Genomic DNA, 22,035 nt, shown 5'->3' with positions numbered 1-22,035 from the left:
GTGTACAGCCGGATTAGCTCCTGATTGTTGTGTTCCTCTAAAAATTAATATCTGTAAACAAATGCGTTAATGTTCATTCCAGCTCCCACGGATGCAAAGATTAGAACGTCCCCTTTTTGTATGGATTGGTTTTCTATTTGTCCACGAATTAGTAGGTCAAAAAGAGTTGGAACGGTTGCCACACTGCTATTTCCCAGTTCGTGAATACTCATAGGCATGATGTCTTTAGGAACAGGTCTTTCGTACAATTTGTAAAAACGCTGTATTATTGCTTCATCCATTTTTTCATTGGCCTGATGGATAAGGATTTTCTTTACGTCATCAATACCTAATCCACTATTGTCAAGACAGTTTTTCATAGCTGCAGGCACTTGGCTTAATGCAAACTCGTAGATTTTTCGTCCGTACATTTTTATGTAGCGGGTATCAGGATCTAAGTCAGGATTGTATGATTTTCCAAAGAATAAATAATTAGCTTCGTCATTAGCATAGGTAGCACTTTCGTAAGCTAGCATTCCTGTTTCGTCATCAGAAGCTTCAATAATAGAGGCGCCAGCGCCATCAGAATAGATCATCGAATCTCTGTCATGCGCATCTACAACTCTAGAAAGTGTTTCTGAACCAATGACCAAACAGCGTTTTGCCATTCCTGATTTGATGAATGCATTGGCTTGAAGTACGCCTTCAATCCAGCCTGGACATCCAAAAAGAATATCGTAAGCGACACATCTTGGATTTTTTATTTGTAATTTATTTTTGACGCGAGTAGCTAAACTCGGAAGCATATCGGATTGAATTGTTCCGTGTTTTACATCGCCAAAGTTGTGTGCAAATATTATGTAATCGATTGTTTCTGGATCGATACCAGCATTTTCAATTGCTTTTTGAGAAGCAAGAAAAGCCAAATCAGATGAATTTAAATGATCTTCAGCATATCGCCTGTGTTCAATTCCGGTGATGCCCTTGAATTTTTTAATTACGACTTCGTTAGGATAACCAAATGCGGTTCCATCTTCATTCAAAAAAACATGTTCGCCAAAGTCAGTATTACTTACTTTTTTTTTAGGAATATAGCTTCCTATTCCAGCTATTTTTATTTTCATTGCGTTAAATTTCCAAAATTTGATGCTAATTTAATCATTAAAAATTTACTACACTCACAAAATTTACTATGCGTGCATATAATTATGAAATAATAGTTTATTGGCAAAAATATTGATTATTTCGTTACGAATTGTAAGTTTTGATGTGATTTTTATTTCATAAATCTATTAATCAAAAATTATGATTTTATTTTTTAAAGATTTTAATTAATAAGTTTAATAAAGTTTTTGTTTTTAAAACTAAAAAAAATGTCCCGATTTCTCGAGACATTTTAAGTTATAATTTAGCTTTCCATATAGGCTTCAATTGGAGCGCAGGAACAAACTAAATTTCTGTCACCGTACGCTTCATCTGCTCTACGAACAGTAGGCCAGAATTTGTTTTCGGTAATGTATTCTAATGGGAATGCTGCTGCTTCACGAGTGTATGGAAAATTCCAGTTGTCAATTGTTACCATCATCAAAGTATGTGGCGCATTTTTTAATACATTATTTGGATTGTCTAATGTAGCTGCTTCAATTTCTTTTCTGATAGCAATCATGGCATCACAAAAACGATCTAATTCTTCTAAGTTTTCACTTTCAGTAGGTTCAATCATTAAAGTACCTGCAACTGGGAAAGAAACAGTAGGAGCATGAAAACCATAATCCATTAATCGTTTTGCAATATCAGTTACTTCAATTCCTTTTTCTTTAAATGGACGGCATTCTAAAATCATTTCGTGTGCTGCACGACCCATTTCTCCAGAATATAACGTATCATAATGACCGTTTAATTTCTCTTTAATGTAGTTTGCGTTTAAAATTGCATATTCAGTAGATTTTTTTAAGCCTTCAGCACCAAGCATACAGATATAACCGTAGGAAATTAAACAAACCAAAGCAGAACCCCATGGTGCAGCAGAAATTGCCGTAATGGCGTTTTCTCCACCAGTTGGAATTACAGGATTTGTTGGTAAAAATGGAACTAATTGTGGCGCTACACATATTGGTCCTACACCAGGCCCACCACCTCCATGAGGAATAGCAAATGTTTTGTGTAAGTTCAAGTGACATACGTCAGCACCAATAGTTGCAGGATTTGTTAATCCAACTTGCGCATTCATATTCGCACCATCCATATATACTTGTCCGCCATTATCGTGGATTAATTGTGTAATTTCTTTTATGGCGCTTTCAAAAACACCATGAGTTGATGGGTAGGTAACCATCAAACATGAAAGATTGTCTTTGTGTAAAAGTGCTTTTTCACGTAAATCTTCTACGTCGATATTTCCGTTTTCCAATGTTTTTGTAACCACAACTTTCATTCCAGCCATTGCTGCAGATGCCGGATTTGTTCCGTGAGCCGATGATGGAATTAAAGCAATATTTCTATGGTGATCACCTCTTGATTGGTGGTACGCACGAATCACCATTAATCCGGCATATTCTCCTTGAGCTCCTGAATTAGGTTGTAAAGTAGTTCCGGCAAAACCAGTAATAACATTTAACTGTTGTTCTAATTTAGTTAACATTTCTTGGTATCCTTGCGCTTGGTCAAGTGGTGCAAACGGGTGAATGTTGTTCCATTGTGCCATACTTAAAGGCAACATTTCTGAAGCTGCATTCAGTTTCATGGTACAAGAACCTAGTGAAATCATCGAGTGATTCAATGCTAAATCTTTTCTTTCCAGCATTTTGATGTAACGCATCAAAGCGGTTTCCGAATGGTATTTGTTGAAAACATCGTGTTGTAAAAACGTTGATGTTCTGTTTATGTTTTCAGGAAAATGAATGGTTTCTGATAAACTTTCAATAGTGTTTACTGAAGCGCCATTTGCGGAAGCAAAAACACCAACAATTTTATTTAAATCAGCAATACTCGTCGTTTCATTTAAAGAAATTGAAATCGTATTGTCGTCTATGTAATAGAAATTAATTTCGTTTTCTTCAGCAATCGCTTTTACTTTTTTGGCATCAGCATTTACAACTATAGTGTCAAAGAAAGCGGTATTGGTTTGCTGATAGCCTAATTTTTCTAATGTATTTGCTAATGTAGCTGCAGATGCATGTACTTTATCTGCGATGTATTGCAATCCTTTTGGACCATGATATACGGAATACATTCCTGCCATAACAGACAATAAAACCTGCGCCGTACAAATATTTGATGTTGCCTTATCACGTTTAATGTGTTGTTCGCGGGTTTGTAACGCCATACGTAAAGCCCGATTTCCATCAGTATCAACAGTTACGCCTATGATTCTTCCCGGCATACTTCTTTTGTATTCTTCTTTTGTAGCAAAATAAGCTGCGTGTGGTCCGCCATAACCCAACGGAATTCCAAAACGCTGTGTAGTTCCCAGTACAACTGCTGCGCCCATTTCTCCTGGAGGAGTAAGTTTGACTAAACTCAAAATATCAGCGGCAACAGCAACTTTTATTTCGTTTTCAGCAGCTTTAGCTATAAATGCAGAATAATCATGAACTTGTCCAAATTTGCCCGGGTATTGTAGGATTGCTCCATAATATTCTGATGAAAAATCGAATGTTTCATGATTTCCAACTACTAATTCTACTCCTATTGGAGTAGAGCGTGTTTGTAAAACAGATAATGTTTGAGGTAATATTTCTTCAGAAACGAAGAATTTATTGATGTTGTTTTTCTTTTGGTCACGTGAACGAACATCAAAAAGTAATGCCATAGCTTCTGCTGCAGCAGTTCCTTCGTCCAATAAAGAAGCATTGGCTATTTCCATTCCGGTTAATTCGATAACCATGGTTTGGAAATTCAAAATAGCTTCCAGACGACCTTGAGCAATTTCGGCTTGATACGGTGTGTAGGCAGTGTACCACCCTGGGTTTTCAAAAACATTTCTTTGAATCACCGCGGGAATAATAGCTGCATTGTATCCTAAACCAATATAAGATTGAAAAACTTTATTTTTATTTCCTAATTTTTGGATGTGATTTGCAAACTCATATTCAGTCATTGCAGGCTCTAAATCTAAGTCAGATTCTAAACGAATATCACTTGGAATCGTTTCCTGAATTAATTGTTCCAGTGATCCTGCTCCAATGGTCTTCAACATGTGTTCTAGATCATTTTCTCTTGGGCCAATGTGTCTTAATGCAAAAGCGTCTGTTTTCATTGTATATAAAATGGGTTGTGTGTTTCTAGTTTTAAAGGCTGTAAAATTAAATATTAATATGCTATTAATTGCCTTTTTTAACTTGATTTTCTGTGAATTTTTCAACTAAAAGCCGTTCTTATTAACACTTTGATTAATTTTGTCTAATGAGGTTTTTTAAACTAATATTCAATTTTTATATAAATAGTAGTATTCACGTGGCTTTGTCGTGTTATGCCTTAGTGCTAATGACTCAACATATGTTCCACATTCCAGAAGGTGATGCAGTTGCTAACTTCGCTTTTTTTGGTACTATTGTAGGATATAATTTTGTAAAATATGACGCTTTGGCTCGAGCCAAAAAAATAAAGATGCGAAAGGAACTTAAAGCAATTACTTTGTTCAGTTTTTGGTCATTTATTTTGGTTGGATTTTATTTTTTTCAACTGGAACGCATTACTCAGATTGTTGCAATAGCTTTTTTGAGTGTCACATTACTGTACACGCTTCCCTTTTTTCCAAATAAAAAAAATGCAAGAAACTGGGCAGGAGTAAAGATTCATATAGTGGCGTTGTGTTGGGTAGGCGTAACGTTAGGATTGCCAATTTTAGATTCGGGTATCCTGATTTCTTCGGACTTTTATCTAAAATGTTTGCAACGTTTTATTCTGATTTTTGTCTTGGTTCTAATTTTTGAAATCATTGATTTGACAAATGATGATCCGCATCTTAAAACCGTTCCGCAACAAATAGGAGTGAAGCGCACGAAAAATCTGGGATACATTTTATTGATAATTTTTTGTGTATTGGAACTTTTCAATAGCAATGTCAATGGCATTCTCAATTTGCAATTCTTATCGCTTCAATTGTTATTGATTTTTGCAATTGCTATTCTAGTAGCTTTGTTTCTGGCTTTCGCCAATGAAAAACGCTCTAAATATTACACTTCTTTTTGGGTAGAAAGCATTCCTATAGCTTGGTGGCTGTTGCTGTTGTTATTTTAAAAAGCACTTAATTGGTGAATACGTTCACCAATAAAAATATAAATTTGGTGAATAGGATATTTTTCCACTGTTGATTAAAGAGAATTTCAGCGCCTTTTTGAAATAGTTTGGGCTTTTATTTAGGCGATGTGTCGGGTTTTACGGCTTGCTTTCAGACAGCATTTTCAATACTTTATTTCTTTCGAGAATAAAATTAATCATGTGGTTTTTTAGAAACAAAAAATCAAATAATTCTCCAAAAAAACCATAAGGTACTTCGTAATGTATTTTATCTTTCATAATGGTTAATCCATTTTTTTTGTAAAAAATATGTTCATGACGAAAAGATTTGAATTTTCCTTCCTCCATTTCATCCACAAAATAATCATAGTGATTCATAGCGGTTATTCGGCTTTTGTGTGTTAGGTAAAAACCAAAATGTTTACCGCGCCAAGTTACAGTTTCGTTATAATTGATTAGACCGGAAGTGACTCCGTCAATGGCTATTTCGTTTGTACGACTGGCAGATTTTTGATGCACATCAATGTCTCTGGATATATCGAAAACAGTTTGTATAGGTGCCTTTATTTGAGTCCGAATTTTTATTCTGGTCATTACAATTATAATTTTCGTTTGTCTTCAATTGTAATTTTCGAGCCAATGGCAAGAAATACAGAAGTGGGTTTTAAATCTTTAATAAATGCAAATTCTTCTCCGTAAACTCCTTCAAAATCAATCACGGATTCGTTTTTAGTCACTTCATATTGTTGCCATCTGGGATGGGTGACTTGGTATTCAAAAGTTTCGTTTTCATTGATTTTGGTATAGCCAAAATAATGCTCCGTAATAAACTCAGCTTCAGAATCGGGTTCAATTGCAATGGGATTTTTTTGTGTTGCTACCTGAATGGTATTCCAATTATTGTTAACCTTCCATTGGTATATAAATTCTCGAGAGTTTTCATTAACTTTCAGAGTATGTTTCATGGGCAAAGTTCGGTAATGCTCGTTGTAAAATGTATTAGCAACAAATGAAATCGCATATTTTGGAACAATTTCGCTGATAAAAACCGCACCTCTTTTCCAGGCTCCGTTTTCAAATCGTTTCACATAAAACCGAAGATTGACTTCTTCAAAATCAGAATGAAAAGGAATTTTTATTCCTAAAACACGAACGTTTTCAAATAAGAAACCAATAAAACTAACATAACATTTGCCATTCCACAAGTCTATCTCCGTTCCCTTTGGGACATATTTTTGTAGAATTTCGGAATTAACTTCATAATTAATCATGGCTAAATTATTCCACTCTGCTTTTAAGAAACTCATTTTTTCTTGGATTTAAATTTTTGTAACGGTATTGATAGTTTATTAAAAAACCCGAAGCCTGTTACTTCGGGTTTTCAATAAATATGTTTCTATAGTAATCCTGCTCTTCGTAACAAAGCTTCCGGCTTTGGTTCCTGTCCTCTGAAGCGTTTGTACAAAATCATCGGGTGTTCTGTTCCTCCTTTGGAAAGTACGTTTTCCTTAAATTTGGTAGCCACTTCTTTATTGAAAATACCTTTTTCTTGAAAATATTCAAAAGCATCGGCATCTAATACTTCGGCCCATTTGTAACTGTAATAACCGGATGAATAGCCACCCTGAAAAATATGAGAAAATGAAGTACTCATTGCATTTTCTTTTACTTCAGGATACAATTGTGTGGCTGCGAACTGTTCGGTTTCAAAAGCTTTGATGTCTTTGATATTCGAAGGGTCTTGTGCGTGCCATCCCATATCCAATAATCCAAAACTCAATTGGCGCATAGTTGCCATTCCTTCCTGAAAACTTGCACTTTCTTTGATTTTATGTACTAATTCCATCGGAATCATTTCGCCAGTTTCATAATGATACGCAAACAATGCTAATGCTTCCGGTTCGTAGCACCAGTTTTCCATAATCTGACTTGGTAGTTCTACAAAATCCCAATAAACCGAAGTTCCAGATAAACTTGGATAAGTAGTGTTAGCTAACATGCCATGTAAGGCGTGACCAAACTCATGAAACAAAGTAGTGACTTCATTAAAAGTCAATAATGATGGTTTCGTTTCTGTCGGTTTTGTAAAATTACACACAATAGAAATATGTGGTCTTTCGTTGCTTTCTTCTTTTATGTATTGTGATTTAAAAGAGGTCATCCAAGCACCGTTGCGTTTGCCTTTTCTTGGAAAGAAATCAGCATAAAAAACAGCAACCAGTTGGTTGTCTTCATCTTTTACTGCGTATGTTTTTACTTCTTCGTGGTATTTATCCACGTCGAAAATTTCCTCAAAAGTGATTCCGAATAATTTTTGCGCTACAGCAAAAGCACCGTCTAGCACTTTTTCTAATTGAAAATACGGCTTTAATATTTCATCATCTAAGTTGAATAATTGCTGCTTCAATTTTTCGGAATAATAGGCGCCATCCCATTTTTCTAATTGGTCAATTCCGTGTTGCTCTTTTGCGAATGCAGTCAATTGTGCAAATTCTTTTAAAGCAGCTGGTTTGGCTTTTTCTAATAAATCATTCGAAAATGTTTTTACTTTCTCCGGACTTTCAGCCATTCTTTCCTCAAGCACAAAATGAGCGTGTGTGGCATAACCTAAAACTTGAGCTCTGTCAAAACGCAATTTGGCAATTTTTAGCACAATTTCTTGATTGTCAAATTCGTTGTTTTGAAAACCTTTGGCACCAAAAGCAATTGCCATTTTCTTACGTAACTCACGATTGTCAGCGTAGGTTACAAACGGAACATAACTAGGATAATCTAAAGTAAAAATCCAGCCTTCTTTTTCTTGGCTTTTAGCCAAAGAGCGTGCAGCTTCGATTGTTCCTTCAGGTAAGCCGGCTAAATCGGATTCATTTGTAATATGCAATTGAAAGGCTTGGGTTTCTGCCAAAACATTTTCGCCAAACTGCAAACTCAATTTTGATAATTCTTTGTCGATTTCTCGCAATTGATTTTTTTTGTCTTCTGGCAAATTGGCTCCGTTTCTGGAAAAGCTTTTGTATTTTTTGTTTAAAAGTGTGGTTTGCTCCGGATTGAGATTCAGTTTTTCTCGTTGCTCATATACTGTTTTTACTCGGGCAAATAAATCAGGATTAAGACGAACATCGTTTCCAAATTCAGACAATAAAGGTGAAACTTCCTGAGCGATTTTTTGAATTTCGTCATTGGTTTCTGCTGAATTCAAGTTGAAAAAAATACTTGAGATTCTGTCCAAAACATCTCCACTGAACGCTAATGCTTCAATCGTGTTCTCGAAAGTAGGTTGTATAGGATTTCGTACAATTGCATCGATTTCGGCTTTTGCTAATTCGATTCCTTTTTGAAAAGCAGGAAGAAAATCTTCATTTTTAATTTTCGAAAAAGGCGCAGTGTTATATTTTGTATTGAAATGGTGTGTTAAAATGCTCATTTGTATTAATAATAAAATAATTCCATGTTTAAAGATATCAAAGGTACGGATTTAATAAAAAAAATGAGGTTGTAGACGGAATTGATTTAGATCTAAATAGCGGATTGTAAACTGTTATTTAAATGTTATTTATTTCGTTTGGCGGTAATAAAGCCTTAAATTGTAAAAAAATGATTGATTTAATAAAAGACCAATCGAGAAAAAATTAATAAAGTAAAAGAAAAGATGGATTATCAAATTACAATAAATAGAACAAATACTGTTGATGAGGTTGAGGAGTATTGGACAAATGAGGATTATATAGAACTTTTAGAAAAGTTTGATTATCCTGATGCAGCGGATGCTGAGCCTTCTACCTTGAGAGAGTTATTGTTTATGGCAATTTCTGATTTTGAAGCTAGAGACGCTGCGGTTGTAATGTTAGAATATAAGTTAGCAGAGGATTTGAATGAAGGTCAGATTCAGCAAATTTCAAATGATATGTTCTTAGATAAAGTTTGTGAAGAATATCCTGAAATTGGGTTGCATGCAAAATTGTTTCATATCAATCAATTGCTTTTTAAAGCGTACAATGGTACTTTTCCTAATGCAAAAGCTACTATTATTGAATGTAGCTTGGCTCCTGCTGAGGGTAAAAATGAAAATGAATTGACTAAAGAAAGTATTTTAAAATTGTTAAATAACGGATTGTCAGGCAGTAATTTAATCAAAAGATTATTTGACAGCCAAATGTCGGAAAACGCACCTTTCCCAGAAGCCGAAGATATTTTATGGGATGTGAAGACCACCGATAATGTGAATTATACGATTATGACCTCTGAATATTGGATGAGCAAAGACGATATCATTGCATCAGAATTTGGAGGAGTACTTGAAATTGCGGTTGATGCGGAATAACTTTTTTATAAGTAAATAATTGAAAAAAGCTCCATCAAGGAGCTTTTTCTATTTTTGGATACTTTCAGAAGCAATAGTAACAGCTTCTTTCAGTCCTATTTTATATTTAATTACTTTTTCTAATACACTGTTGTTGTGACTTCCTATAATTTGAGCAGCAAGAATCCCTGCGTTTTTTGCTCCATTAAGTGCAACTGTTGCAACGGGAACGCCACCAGGCATTTGAAGAATGGATAAAACACTATCCCATCCATCAATGGAATTGCTTGATTTTATAGGAACGCCAATTACTGGGAGTGGGGACATCGAAGCTACCATTCCAGGTAAGTGTGCAGCGCCGCCAGCACCAGCAATAACTACCGAGATACCACGAGTGTGTGCGTTCTGACTAAAATCAAATAGTTTTTCAGGTGTTCTGTGTGCCGAAACGATGTCGACTTCTATTTCTATATCAAATGCTTTTAGGATATCTATGGCTTCTTGCATGATTGGCATGTCTGAGATGCTTCCCATTATTACGGCTACTTTCATTGTTTCTTATTTTAATTGTTTAAGCATTATATAAATTACATACATGAAAAAGACTATTGCAATTATTGTAATTAAAATTGATAGAAAACTTAAAATTCTTTTTCCTAAATATTCATTTTTATCAGTCAGCGCATTATAATCTTTTCTGATATAATGTGAGTTATCATAAACTCTAAAAAAATTGAAAAGCGTATCTAAATAATCCATTCTTTATTTTATTGTATGATTATTTCTTGTTTAGGAAGACAAGTTGGTAGTTAGACAATAAACTACCAACTAAAAACTAATTACTAAACACTTATCACTCTTATCGTATTCTTCACCTCTTCTGCAATTCTTCGTGCTTCATCTATGTCTTCATTTACGATGGTTACATGTCCCATTTTTCTAAAAGGACGTGTTTGTTTTTTTCCGTAAATGTGTGGTGTAACACCATTCCAGCCTAGTATTTTTTCGATATTTTCGTAGACTACATTCCCGGAAAAACCTTCGGAACCTACTAGGTTTACCATAATTCCAGCTACTTTACTGTCCGTGTTTCCTAAAGGTAAATCAAGAATTGCACGCAAGTGATTTTCAAATTGGGATGTATAACTGGCTTCAATAGAGTAGTGACCGGAATTGTGTGGGCGAGGAGCCACTTCGTTTACGAGGATTTCATCGTCTTCAGTTTGAAACATTTCAACGGCTAATAATCCCACATGATTGAATTTTTCGGAAACATTCAATGCGATTGCTCTTGCTTTTTCGGCTACTTTATCATCAATTCGAGCAGGGCAAATTACGTATTCCACTTGGTTGGCTTCGGGATGAAATTCCATTTCCACCACAGGATATGTTTTTATTTCACCAGACGGATTGCGACAAACAATAACGGCCAATTCATTTTTGAACGGAACCATTTCTTCTGCAATACATTCTACATTGGCTAAATTGTCTAAGTCCGAGATTTGTCGAATAACTTTAACGCCATTTCCATCGTAACCAAATTCAGTACATTTCCAGACAAACGGAAGTTTTATTTTAGAATCTAAAATATCAACAATTAGACTTTTTAGATTCTCAAATCGCTTGTAATTTGCGGTTGGAATTGCGTGGTTTATGTAAAAATCTTTCTGAATTCCTTTGTTTTGAATCAGTTTCAACGTTTTTGGCGAAGGAAACACTTTTAATCCTTCTTCTTCTAGTTTTACTAAAGCTTCCAGATTAACCAACTCAATTTCAAAAGTCAAAACGTCTACTTTTTTACCAAAATTATAAACCGTTTCAAAATCCATTAAATCACCTTTAAAGAATTGATTACAGGCAATCTTGCATGGCGCTTCATCACTTGGATCAAGAACAAGAGTTTGTATGTCGAATTTTCGGGTGTCAAACAACAGCATTTTGCCGAGTTGTCCGCCGCCTAGAATTCCCAATTTAAAATCAGAAGAAAAATAATTCATGGTGTAGTTGTATGTTTATGCAAAGATACTTTATAATGATTAAATAGGGAAATGCTATTTTATTTTCTTCGGAATTTCTGTGCTGACTTTTACTATTTTCAGTACATTTTTAGTTGCTTTTTTATGAAATTTACTTAAAAATACAAATTAATGTCCATTTATCAATTCACAAATCCGAATTCTGTATCTTTGCACATTATTTTAAAAACGAAATTAATGATACAACTTCACGATAAACAATTTGTTCCGTTTATTTCTGCCCAAGAAATTGAATTTGCCATTGCTAAAATGGTTGCGCAAGTAGAAGCTGATTTTGCTGATGAAACGCCGGTATTTGTAGGAGTATTGAATGGAGCTTTTATGGTGGTTTCGGATTTTATGAAAAAATACAAAAGACCATGTGAAGTATCTTTCATCAAAATGGCATCTTACGAAGGAACTTCTTCAACAAACGAAGTAAAACAGTTAATAGGTATAAATCAAGATTTAACTGGGCGTTCTGTTGTCATAATCGAGGATATAGTTGATACGGGAAACACATTAGTAGAACTAAAAGAATTATTCAAAAAACAAAATGTAAAACATTTTAAAATAGCAACACTTTTTTTTAAACCAGAAGCATACGCAAAAGACATCAAAATAGATTATGTGGGAATTAGAATTCCAAATAAATTTATTGTGGGTTTTGGCTTAGACTACGATGGATTAGGAAGAAATTTACCAGAAGTATATAAACTAAAAGAATAACGACTCAACGATATGACTAACATTGTTTTATTTGGAAAACCAGGTGCTGGTAAAGGAACTCAAGCAGAGTTTTTGAAAGAAAAATACAAATTAACACATATATCAACTGGTGATGTATTCCGTTTTAATTTAAAAAACGATACAGAACTGGGAAAACAAGCAAGAGTATTTATGGATGCTGGGGATTTAGTTCCAGATGAATTGACTACAAAAATGCTGATTGATGAGGTAAATAAACACCCGGATACTAATGGGATTTTGTTTGATGGATATCCAAGAACAATTTCTCAAGCTGAAGCCTTAGACGCATTTCTTACCTCAATAGGTTCTAATGTAGCAGCTACAATAGCACTGGAAGCGGATGATGAGATTTTAGTAAAACGCCTTTTGGAAAGAGGAAAAACAAGTGGTAGAATTGACGATCAAGATGAGGAAAAAATCAGAAATCGCTACCAGGAATACAATGAAAAAACAGCCCCTTTAATGAGTTATTATGAGGCCCAAGGGAAATTTCATGCCGTAAACGGAATAGGTTCAATCGCTGAAATTACAGAAAGAGTTAGCAACGTCATTGATAATTTATAGGAGCAATTCCAGCTGTACATTACAAGTCCTCGTCAAAAAATCTATTTTTCTAAGCCCAAAAAAGGAGCTTCCTTTAGTCGCTCTTTTTTGACAAGAAAAATTAGCTTTTTTACTGAGGCATTTTCATTACCATCTGGGCTAAAAGATGAGGTGCCAAACAACCGATTTCTCATAAGTAAAATTTAGGAATCACACTTTAACATATAAACGAAATAATTAAAAAATTGGAAATACTAATAATATTTTTTCTAATACTACTAAATGGGGTTTTCTCAATGTCAGAAATCGCATTGATTTCAGCACGAAAAAACAGATTAGAGACCGCAGCAAAAAAAGGAAATAAAAGTGCTAAAATCGCATTAGATTTAGCCAACTCTCCTAACAAGTTTTTGTCAACCGTACAAATCGGAATTACTCTTATAGGAATTCTTACCGGTATTTACAGTGGAGATAAAATAACGGTTGATGTAGAAATATTTGTAAGTGGCTTTGAGTTTTTAAAACCATACGCACATTCTGTAGCAGTAGGATTAGTAGTTGTGGTACTAACTTTTTTCTCACTGGTTTTGGGTGAATTGGTACCAAAAAGAATTGGACTCAACCATCCCGAAGCTATCGCAAAAGCAGTGGCGTTACCTATGAAAATTGTGTCAATAATCACGGCACCTTTTATCTGGTTATTAACGCATTCAACTGATTTTTTATTGAAAATTTTGCAAATAAAACCAACAGCAGACGGTAAAGTTACTGAGGAAGAAATAAAAGCAATTATCAAAGAAGGAACTGAAGGAGGAGAAGTACAGGAAATAGAACAAGATATTGTAGAGCGTGTTTTTCATATTGGGGACAGAAAAATAAACTCATTGATGACACACAGGAAATCAGTGATGTTTTTGCCGTTGCATTCTAATAAAGAACAGGTTAAGGAATTTATGCTCAAAGAATTACATTCTATTTATCCAGTTTACGGTGAGAATTTTGATGACATTGTTGGAGTGGTTAACTTGAAAAATATTTTTTCTCATTTTGAAAATGAAAATTTTAATTTAGTAGATATAATGACCGAAGCACCTTTTATGATGGAGCAAACAACGGCTTATGTCGCTTTAGAAAATTTTAAAAAATCAGGAATTCATTATGCTTTTGTATCGGATGAATATGGTGTTTTTCAAGGAGTTATTACACTGAATGACATTCTGGAAGCACTTGTGGGTGATGCTTCTGATTTTTATAAAGATGATTTTCAGTTGATAGAAAGAGAAGATGGATCGTGGCTGGTAGACGGACATTATTCATTACACGATTTCTTGACCTACTTTGAATTAGACGAATTAATCAATGATTATGAAGTGACTACCGTAAGCGGACTAATAATGACAGAACTCTCTCATATTCCAAAACAAGGGGAGAAATTAGTCTGGCAAAAATTTGAGCTAGAAGTTATCGATATGGATGGCGTGAAGATTGATAAAGTGATGGTGAAGGCGATTAAATTATAAAAATAGATGTAAGTTTAAAGTTTGAATATATTCAATCTGAAAGCTGAAATCTGAAATTAAAAAAAATGACAGAAGGGAATTTTGTAGATTATGTTAAAATATATGTTTCATCCGGTAAAGGAGGAAAAGGGTCTACGCACTTGCACAGAGAAAAATTTATTGAAAAAGGTGGGCCAGACGGTGGTGATGGTGGCCGTGGGGGGCATGTATATTTAGTTGGAAACAAAGGTCTATGGACATTGTTTCACTTAAAATTTGCACGTCATATCAAAGCAGGAAATGGTGGAGATGGAAGTGGTGACAGAAGTACAGGTGCCGATGGTGATGATAAATACATTGAAGTACCATTAGGAACCGTAGTAAAAGATAAAGAAACTGGAGAAATATTATTTGAAATCACTGATGATGGTGAAAAACAAATTCTCTCTCGTGGTGGAAAAGGTGGTTTAGGAAACTGGCATTTTAGAAGTTCGACAAACCAAACTCCAAGATACTCACAACCGGGTTTACCAGGGGTAGAAATGGATGTTATTTTAGAACTTAAAGTGCTTGCCGATGTAGGCTTGGTGGGTTTTCCTAATGCAGGAAAATCAACCTTGTTATCTGTGTTGACATCAGCAAAACCAAAAATTGCTGATTATCCTTTTACAACTTTAAAACCTAACCTTGGAATTGTTGCTTACAGAGATTTTCAATCCTTTGTAATTGCTGATATTCCTGGAATAATTGAAGGTGCTGCCGAAGGAAAAGGGCTTGGACATTATTTTTTACGTCATATTGAACGTAATTCGACGTTGTTGTTCTTAGTTCCTGTTGATACGCCAGACATCAAAGCTGAATACGATATTTTGGTAAACGAATTAACTAAGTACAATCCTGAAATGCTGGATAAAGAGCGTTTACTAGTGATTTCTAAATGCGACATGCTGGACGACGAGTTAAAAGCAGAGTTAAAAACAGAGCTTGATGTTGCTTTCAAAGATATTCCTTATATGTTTATTTCTTCTGTTGCTCAGCAAGGTTTGACAGAATTAAAAGATAAATTATGGAAAATGTTGAATGACTAATTCTTGATTTTAAATACATATTGAAAACCGTCTCGTAAAAAAATGCGAGACGGTTTTTTTATTGTTATTTCTCACTAGTTTTTATCCTGATTCCTTGAGTATGATTAGTAAATTCAGGAGCATACATACTTTGAATAGTTGTAATTCCATTAGAGAATTCGCCACTATTATTTATACGAATATCATACTCTAAAATATAAGTACCTTTATTTATTTGGTCAAAAAAGAAATGAGTTGCGGCATCTTTTGTGCTTTTATAAAAACCCAATCCACCTTTGTATTGGTAAGCGGACAGTACATCTACGGGTTCAAAACAAGAAGCGCGCATATCTTTTAAATGCACAAATTCCATATCTTCTTTAGCAGAAATTACTAGTCTCACGGTTACTAAATCACCGATTTTTAATCGATTAGTAGAGTTGATTGGTTCCGATGTTTCGCCTTTCTCAGTATTTTTCTTTACATATAATTCTTTGGAAACGGATAATGCAGTATTAGAGTTAGTTTTTATTTTGTCTAATTCTTCAAAGTATTGCCAGTAAATACCACCAAAACCTGGAACTTTCGATTTGTTTTCAATGGAAATCGTTGCCATTGCTTTTTTGATTTCTTCTGCTTTCCAATTGAGTTTTACGTAACCTGTTTCTGCTTCTTTTTCGTTTTCAGCTAATTTTTTAGTCAATATTTTCTCGGTTCCAATTTTAAAAATTGTGTTGTCTTTGATGCTCAACCAATCCGTTCCTTGCATCAATAAAGCATAAATTGCTTCCGTAGTGGATTTTGTAGTGGGCCAGTTTTTAGTCTGTTTGTTTTTTAATAACCAAACCTTCATTGCGTTTACTGATTTAATGTCAGAATCGATTTCGGTGAAAGCCTCAATCAGTAATGCCTGAGTCTCGATAGGCGCTTGATACCAATACCATCCGGATTTATTGGCAATCCAGTACATTCCCCAATTTTCGTTGGTAGAGGCGGTTTCTTTTAAATTTTCTAGAATTTTTTTGGCAGTTTCTTTTTCGCCAAAGCGATTTAAAGTCAAAGCAGCCAATCCTTTTTCGTATAATGAATATGTCAACCAATCTTTTTTAGCGGTTTCGAGATATATTTTTGTTGCTTCTTTTAACGTGTCCGAAAGCGGATAATTTTCAAGGTAAAAACTTCGGGTGTATAAATAATGCAAATCAGAATAGGGATTAATCCAAATGAATCTGTCAGTCGATTTTAAATTATCTGTTCTGGTTTTATAATATTGTAAAAACTTTTGGTCTAAAAATGGAATTCCGGTTGTAGCAATTTCTTTAATTTTATTAGTATTCTTTTCAGTATTGCTTAATTTCGAAAGATGCCCTAAACCTGCCAAAATATGTCTGGTTATGTATTCGTTTTCGGGACTTCCTTCAAACCAAGCAAATCCTCCCGAAGCATTTTGTTTTTGTTTCAGCTTATCAAAAGTAGCTTCTTGTGCATTTTTCAATTTATCTAATTCAAAAAGTAACGCTAAATTTTTCTTCTTTTCATCTTCGCTTTGCACATCATTCAACCAAGGCGTTTCAGCAAGAATTATTGATTTTAATTCTTCGTTGTCTTCCAGTTTAGCATTTAATTTTCCATTCTTTCTCCAATTTTCGAATAGATTAGCGATTTTTGGATTGCTGTTAATGATTTCCGAAGCCAAAGCATTCGAATAATATCGGGCAAAGGTTTGCTCCGCACTTTCGTGTTCGAATTCCATCAAATAGGGTAGGGATTGAATGGCAATCCAAACTGGATTTGATGTATATTCTAACGTAAACTGATGGTTTCTTAAAGTGGTCGAACTGTTATTTTTTAGGTTTTCGAAGGTGTATTCTTTCTGCGAATTTTCTCGAACCCAAATGGGAATGCTTTCTGTAACCAGCAAATTATTAGTCAAAACGGGAAGTATGTTTTCTTCGCCATCCGAAAAGTTTCCTGCTTTCGCCAAAATTTTATACTGAACACCTTGCAGGCCCCCTGGAATATAAATTTTCCAACTCACGACGGTATTACCTAAAGGAGCAATTTTGAAGTTTTGTGCTGTATTATCATTTCCCATTTTGGCATCGATTGGTTGCATTGTTGTCGCATCAAAGAGTTGCAAAAGAGCAATTCCAGTTTTGGCTTCATTAGTAATGTTTGCCACCTTTGCCGTGATGACTATCGAGTCTTTTTCTCTGAAAAAACGAGGGAAATTTGGCGTAACCATCAACTCTTTTTGAGTTATGACACTTTTTTCTAAATAACCAGAAACAGCCTCTTTGTTGTGTGCCAATAATCGGAGTTTCCAAGCGGTCAAAGCCTCAGGCGAAGTAAAATTGAAACTTACTTTTCCTTTCGCATCTGTTTTTAAATTCGGATAAAAGAAAGCAGTTTCCGAGAGATTTTTTCTGGCTTTTACTTGAGTCAAGGCTTCTAATGCTTTTTTGGTAGTGATAATAATAACGCCGTTAGCTCCTTTGGTTCCATATATCGCAGTTGCTTTTTCGCCTTTTAGAACATCAACAGTAATAATATCGCTTGGAGAAATTAATCTGAATTGTTCTTCAGTTGTTGGTTCGCCATCAACGATATACAAGGCATTTTTGTAATTACCTGAAATACTGGAGTTACCTCTAATTGTTATTCCACTAGCTTTTCCTTCTAATTTTATTTCGATTCCTGCAGTATTGTAAACTTGATTATCTACTTCCTCTACTACTTGAGGAGAATAAGCCAATGATTTTTTACTTCTGTTTATTCCGTAACCCACAACAACTACCTCTTCTAGACTATTCCCGGATTCCTCTAACTGAACATCAATTATGTTTGAGTCAATCGTGATTTTTTGAGATTCGAACCCAATGTAAGAGAACGTTAGTTCTTCGCCAGTTGCTGCTTCTATTTGGTAATAGCCATCAAAATCAGTTGATGTGCCTCGTTCTAGCCCATTCACAATAATACTCACGCCCGCTAATGGTCCTTGATCGTCGGAAACAATTCCTGAAATCATTTTTGCATTTAGGGGTTTTTTACTTTTACTGTTTAGCTGTTTTTGATATTCTTTGATTTGCTGTGTTGTGAAAGAATCGTTGATGTTAAAACCAAACCACATTAGTTTGATAGTTTCATCATTAAGTTCAATTCTATTCAAAATAGGATTCAGATTTCGAATATAACTCGATGTATTATCAAATCCTAAACTCATTCTAAAGTTAGCAGTGTTGTAGTTATAGTCATTAAATTTCAAACCATTCCAGTCACTTTTGGCAAACTGATCTAACGAGCTGTCATACATTGAGGCTAAAACTTCAGCTTCTTTTGGACTTTTAAATGTTTTTAGTTGAAACGACCAATTTTCAATGTTTCCTGGTTGTAATTTGTTTCTGAAACTTTCAATTGTGAATTCTAATTTTGGTTTGTCTTCTTTGAGAAATACTTCTAATTGGTCAGTAAATTTTTGATTTTCGAATACGCTTTGAAAACCTATTTTGATGCTCCTTTCGAATTCCTTTTTTAGTGGAATTTTTATAATGATTTCATTATTTTGTAAGTGAAAAGTATCTTCAAAATATAGGTAACTTTGGTAATTTCCGGTGGTGTTAATATACAGTTCCGGAATCACAGACGTTAATTTTACTAAAACAAATCCATCTTTTTTAGCATCAGAATTTATTTGTTCAGCGGTGAATAGTTTAGCTGGATTAAATTTGTCTTTGCTTTGTATCAATTGGAAATTAGAACTGGTTTCAATTGGATTTTCAAAAGCATCTTTAGCCGAAAAAACTACTTTATAATTCCCGGATTTGTAATTAGAAATAAAATCTAATAGTAATTTTTTGTCTTTTTCAGTGTCTATTTTTTTTGAATACACTAAAGTTTCGTTTGGCTTTACAGTTTTTTGGTTTTCGTTATTTTCAAAAGGAAATAATCGTTCAAAATCTTCTTTCAAAATGGTTTCGATTTCAGGTTTTGAAAAAACTCTGGATTTGAATTTGTTTGAAAATGGACTTACATAATAGAGTCTGATTTCGCCTTTGGCAGCTAAAAATTCTCCATTAAGATTGGTACTCTTTAGTTCAATTTCATTTTTATTTTTGGTTTCAATTCGGTTTGGGATAGTTGCGGTAAGTGTCAAAGAATGGTAGCCAACCCTCACGGTTGTTTGGGTTTGGTGGGTTTCTCCATTATTATCAGTAACAGATGCTGAAATATAATATTCAAAAATGGGTAACTGTTCTTTTGTTGCATTTTCAAATGGTTTGGCGATAAAATTTATTTCAAATTTTCCTGAAGCATCTGTTTTAGTTTCTCCAAGTAAAATAGTTTCGGACTTCCCATTTAGGTTGTAATAGTAACCGTTGTTTAGGGTGTACGGAATAAGTTTGACGTTGTAGGTTACTTTTGCATCGGAAATGTTACTTCCGGCAAAAGCTTTGGCAAGTCCTTCTACGCTTACTTTTTGATTTACTTGATGGGTGTTTTTAAAAGGCTCGAAAGTAACTTCAAATTTAGGACGTTTGTATTCTTCCACTCTGAGGAATATTTCAGAATTAACAAAATTTATAGTATCCCAAAACTGATGTTGATCATTTGTTTGAACAATAACGAAATTTTTATTAGTATCGGGTTTGTTAGCTGTCATTCGGAAATTTCCTGTCAGTCCATTTTTTGGCAGCATAAATTCCCCAGAGAATGAACCGTATTCATTGGTAACTATGTCAAATTGTTTAAAAACAGTACGGTTTGGGTCTTGTATTGTAATTTTGAAAGCTGTTTTTCCAACAATAGTTGTTTTGTCTTTTTCTTTTCGAAAAGCAATTCCTTTATAGTAAACCGTTTGGCCTGGACGATAAATGGCGCGGTCCAAATAAAATTCAACTTTGCCTTTTGCTTTCTCGTTTTTATGATTTGTATAATCATTGTTATATCGAGTGTAATTGTTCAACAACAGCGAATCGTTTTCTGTCGTAAATTCTGTAAGCCTATAATCACGCTCTTTAATTTTTTTTAGGTACGTTGCTATACCGTTTTTGTCGGTTTTAATAGTTTGATTTAATAATGCTATCGAAACATTTTCTAAAGGTTTCCCAGTTTTTCTGTCTAATACTTGATATACTTCTTTCTTATCGTTTTGTGAATTGAAAACTGTAATGTTTGAAATTGTAATGGTTTCATAAGCAAATGCTTTTGTATTCTTGATGTCAGAATCACTTTCAAAATATACCAAATAACTTCCTGTTTTTAATGGCGGTAAAAGTACTTCAGTGCTGTATTCGAAATAATTATTCTTTTTTTCAAGTTCATAGTTTTTAGATGCAATTGCTTTTTTGTTTTTAATTATTGCAGCTACTAAACTGTCTTTTTTATAAGGGGAGTTTAGGAAGTCTTTATTCGTATTTTGGTCGATTTTAAAGAAAGAAATCGAAAGACGATTTAGATTTTTGTACTGAACAAAAGCCCTTATATTTTCATCAGTATAACTGAATTTTTGAAGTTCAATTTTCAATGATTTGGAACTAATATTTTGTTTCTTTTGTAGTGCCAGTTTATGAGCATTTGAACGATTATTAATGCTTATAATGCTGTCAAGAGTAGCAACGGCTCTAATATTATAATCAGGATGTATTTCTTTAGAAGCTAGATTGTAGAGAATAGTGGCTTTTTCAAATTGTATTTTTTGGGTCAAAATTAGGTCTTTGGATTCTTTTTGCATTGTATTTAAGGATTTCATAAATGCTTCATCAGAATCAAGTAAAACGCGATTACAAAATTGAATTCTTTCGAATTGATTTTCTAAATTTGGTGCATTTTTCTCTTGTTTTTGATACAAATCAAGCACTTTTTTTAGTTTTTCATTTTTTACAAAAGCAAAATTAAGTTGTAAAAAAGATGCTGAATTTCCTAAAAGTTCCTTTTCATACGATAAAAATTCCTTTTTTTGAACTTCCCAATGAGGAATCAGCGGAGTAAGTATCGCAATGTTTTCTTTTAATAAATAGTCAAACAGGTTTTCTTTTTTAGTTATATCTTCATCATTATAATATAAAATAGAAAGGTAATTACTCAAGGAAGTCTTTTTTAATAGGACTTCGTCCAAAAGTGTTTTTTCTAATGCACTATCAATCTGTTCCGAAATTTCTTTTGACGTCCATGTAAAAAATTGATCGTTTAAACTTAAAGTTTTGGTTCTACTGAACAGTACATAGTAGTTTTGCTTTTGATAATCGTTTAAACACTTCGCATATACTAAATTCAAAATCGCTTTTGATGGAATTGAAGCTTTACTTATTTCAGTTTTTAAATTGTTTATGATTTTGGTTTGTGCATCCTCATCTAACACTTGCAAATATTTCGATTCATAAAAAAAGCATTTGATGATTTGTACTTCGTTTTTTTCTCGCAATGCTTTTTGATGAATTTTTGAAACCACTTCATTAGCTGATTTTATTTTTCCTTCATTTTCATATTCAATTACCTTAAGCCAGTTTTTGTCATAATTTTGTCCAAAAATAGAAGTAGAGATGAAGATAAAAAGTAAAAAAATATTTTTCATAATTTGCGTTTAAAATAGAAGAGAAAAATAGGCTGATGTGGTCGTATTATTATCAGAATATATTTCTTAC

Annotated in this window: 14 protein-coding genes; 6 read left to right on the top strand and 8 right to left on the bottom strand. The window is 33.9% G+C overall.

From position 1 onward, the window contains the following. Window positions 1-44 precede the first annotated feature (44 nt). Both DFR66_RS01875 and gcvP read right to left on the bottom strand, forming a co-directional pair. Complete coding sequence (locus DFR66_RS01875) at window positions 45-1,103, bottom strand: 3-oxoacyl-ACP synthase III family protein (protein WP_114753135.1); 1,059 nt, start codon at window positions 1,101-1,103, stop codon at window positions 45-47. 284 nt (window positions 1,104-1,387) lie between these two features. After that, window positions 1,388-4,237: an aminomethyl-transferring glycine dehydrogenase gene (gene gcvP, locus DFR66_RS01870; protein WP_114753134.1), complete on the bottom strand. Its 2,850-nt coding sequence runs from the start codon at window positions 4,235-4,237 to the stop codon at window positions 1,388-1,390. 239 nt (window positions 4,238-4,476) lie between these two features. On the opposite strand from gcvP, the gene DFR66_RS01865 reads away from it, so the two are divergent. Further along, on the top strand, window positions 4,477-5,220 hold the full coding sequence (locus tag DFR66_RS01865; RefSeq protein ID WP_317048665.1) for a UbiA prenyltransferase family protein: 744 nt from the start codon (window positions 4,477-4,479) through the stop codon (window positions 5,218-5,220). A 138-nt stretch (window positions 5,221-5,358) separates the two neighbouring features. Here the strand turns inward: DFR66_RS01865 and DFR66_RS01860 are convergent, their stop codons facing one another. The 3 genes from DFR66_RS01860 to DFR66_RS01850 all read right to left on the bottom strand — a co-directional run bounded on the left by DFR66_RS01860 (window position 5,359) and on the right by DFR66_RS01850 (window position 8,644). After that, window positions 5,359-5,814 carry an SRPBCC family protein gene (locus DFR66_RS01860; RefSeq protein WP_114753132.1) on the bottom strand — a complete coding sequence of 152 codons (456 nt, stop codon included), beginning with the start codon at window positions 5,812-5,814 and terminating at the stop codon, window positions 5,359-5,361. Between the two features lie 5 nt (window positions 5,815-5,819). Continuing rightward, window positions 5,820-6,527: a YqjF family protein gene (locus DFR66_RS01855; RefSeq protein WP_114753131.1), complete on the bottom strand. Its 708-nt coding sequence runs from the start codon at window positions 6,525-6,527 to the stop codon at window positions 5,820-5,822. 89 nt (window positions 6,528-6,616) lie between these two features. Next, complete coding sequence (locus tag DFR66_RS01850) at window positions 6,617-8,644, bottom strand: M3 family metallopeptidase (RefSeq protein ID WP_114753130.1); 2,028 nt, start codon at window positions 8,642-8,644, stop codon at window positions 6,617-6,619. 225 nt (window positions 8,645-8,869) lie between these two features. Between DFR66_RS01850 and DFR66_RS01845 the strand changes: the two genes are divergently transcribed. Then, the gene (locus tag DFR66_RS01845) at window positions 8,870-9,541 is read left to right on the top strand and encodes a hypothetical protein (protein WP_114753129.1); all 672 of its coding nucleotides are present in this window, start codon (window positions 8,870-8,872) and stop codon (window positions 9,539-9,541) included. A 48-nt stretch (window positions 9,542-9,589) separates the two neighbouring features. Here the strand turns inward: DFR66_RS01845 and purE are convergent, their stop codons facing one another. Next, window positions 9,590-10,072 carry a 5-(carboxyamino)imidazole ribonucleotide mutase gene (gene purE / locus DFR66_RS01840; protein WP_114753128.1) on the bottom strand — a complete coding sequence of 161 codons (483 nt, stop codon included), beginning with the start codon at window positions 10,070-10,072 and terminating at the stop codon, window positions 9,590-9,592. A 290-nt stretch (window positions 10,073-10,362) separates the two neighbouring features. Beyond that, window positions 10,363-11,517: a 5-(carboxyamino)imidazole ribonucleotide synthase gene (locus DFR66_RS01835; protein WP_114753127.1), complete on the bottom strand. Its 1,155-nt coding sequence runs from the start codon at window positions 11,515-11,517 to the stop codon at window positions 10,363-10,365. 216 nt (window positions 11,518-11,733) lie between these two features. On the opposite strand from DFR66_RS01835, the gene hpt reads away from it, so the two are divergent. From hpt to obgE, 4 genes are all read left to right on the top strand, one after another. Beyond that, a complete protein-coding gene (gene hpt, locus DFR66_RS13995; RefSeq protein WP_114753185.1) occupies window positions 11,734-12,264 on the top strand; it encodes a hypoxanthine phosphoribosyltransferase in 531 nt (176 codons plus the stop codon). A gap of 12 nt (window positions 12,265-12,276) precedes the next feature. Then, window positions 12,277-12,849, top strand: coding sequence for an adenylate kinase (locus tag DFR66_RS13990; protein ID WP_114753126.1), 573 nt, complete (start codon window positions 12,277-12,279; stop codon window positions 12,847-12,849). 275 nt (window positions 12,850-13,124) lie between these two features. After that, window positions 13,125-14,348, top strand: coding sequence for a hemolysin family protein (locus DFR66_RS01820; RefSeq protein ID WP_242008614.1), 1,224 nt, complete (start codon window positions 13,125-13,127; stop codon window positions 14,346-14,348). A gap of 65 nt (window positions 14,349-14,413) precedes the next feature. Beyond that, a complete protein-coding gene (gene obgE / locus DFR66_RS01815) occupies window positions 14,414-15,415 on the top strand; it encodes a GTPase ObgE (RefSeq protein ID WP_114753124.1) in 1,002 nt (333 codons plus the stop codon). A 64-nt stretch (window positions 15,416-15,479) separates the two neighbouring features. On the opposite strand, the gene DFR66_RS01810 is transcribed toward obgE, so the two are convergent. Beyond that, complete coding sequence (locus DFR66_RS01810) at window positions 15,480-21,965, bottom strand: alpha-2-macroglobulin family protein (protein ID WP_114753123.1); 6,486 nt, start codon at window positions 21,963-21,965, stop codon at window positions 15,480-15,482. Window positions 21,966-22,035 lie beyond the last annotated feature (70 nt).

It is taken from the genome of Flavobacterium glaciei, from assembly GCF_003350545.1.
GTDB lineage: Bacteria > Bacteroidota > Bacteroidia > Flavobacteriales > Flavobacteriaceae > Flavobacterium > Flavobacterium glaciei.
The sequence above is the reverse complement of the archived record's forward strand: the minus strand, read 5'-3'. Positions and strand labels throughout refer to the sequence as shown.

Coding starts and splice junctions, on each gene's coding strand:
- DFR66_RS01875 (WP_114753135.1), bottom strand. CDS start 1,103: ATGAAAATAAAAATAGCTGGAATAGGAAGCTATATTCCTAAAAAAAAA.
- gcvP (WP_114753134.1), bottom strand. CDS start 4,237: ATGAAAACAGACGCTTTTGCATTAAGACACATTGGCCCAAGAGAAAAT.
- DFR66_RS01865 (WP_317048665.1), top strand. CDS start 4,477: ATGTTCCACATTCCAGAAGGTGATGCAGTTGCTAACTTCGCTTTTTTT.
- DFR66_RS01860 (WP_114753132.1), bottom strand. CDS start 5,814: ATGACCAGAATAAAAATTCGGACTCAAATAAAGGCACCTATACAAACT.
- DFR66_RS01855 (WP_114753131.1), bottom strand. CDS start 6,527: ATGAGTTTCTTAAAAGCAGAGTGGAATAATTTAGCCATGATTAATTAT.
- DFR66_RS01850 (WP_114753130.1), bottom strand. CDS start 8,644: ATGAGCATTTTAACACACCATTTCAATACAAAATATAACACTGCGCCT.
- DFR66_RS01845 (WP_114753129.1), top strand. CDS start 8,870: ATGGATTATCAAATTACAATAAATAGAACAAATACTGTTGATGAGGTT.
- purE (WP_114753128.1), bottom strand. CDS start 10,072: ATGAAAGTAGCCGTAATAATGGGAAGCATCTCAGACATGCCAATCATG.
- DFR66_RS01835 (WP_114753127.1), bottom strand. CDS start 11,517: ATGAATTATTTTTCTTCTGATTTTAAATTGGGAATTCTAGGCGGCGGA.
- hpt (WP_114753185.1), top strand. CDS start 11,734: ATGATACAACTTCACGATAAACAATTTGTTCCGTTTATTTCTGCCCAA.
- DFR66_RS13990 (WP_114753126.1), top strand. CDS start 12,277: ATGACTAACATTGTTTTATTTGGAAAACCAGGTGCTGGTAAAGGAACT.
- DFR66_RS01820 (WP_242008614.1), top strand. CDS start 13,125: ATGTCAGAAATCGCATTGATTTCAGCACGAAAAAACAGATTAGAGACC.
- obgE (WP_114753124.1), top strand. CDS start 14,414: ATGACAGAAGGGAATTTTGTAGATTATGTTAAAATATATGTTTCATCC.
- DFR66_RS01810 (WP_114753123.1), bottom strand. CDS start 21,965: ATGAAAAATATTTTTTTACTTTTTATCTTCATCTCTACTTCTATTTTT.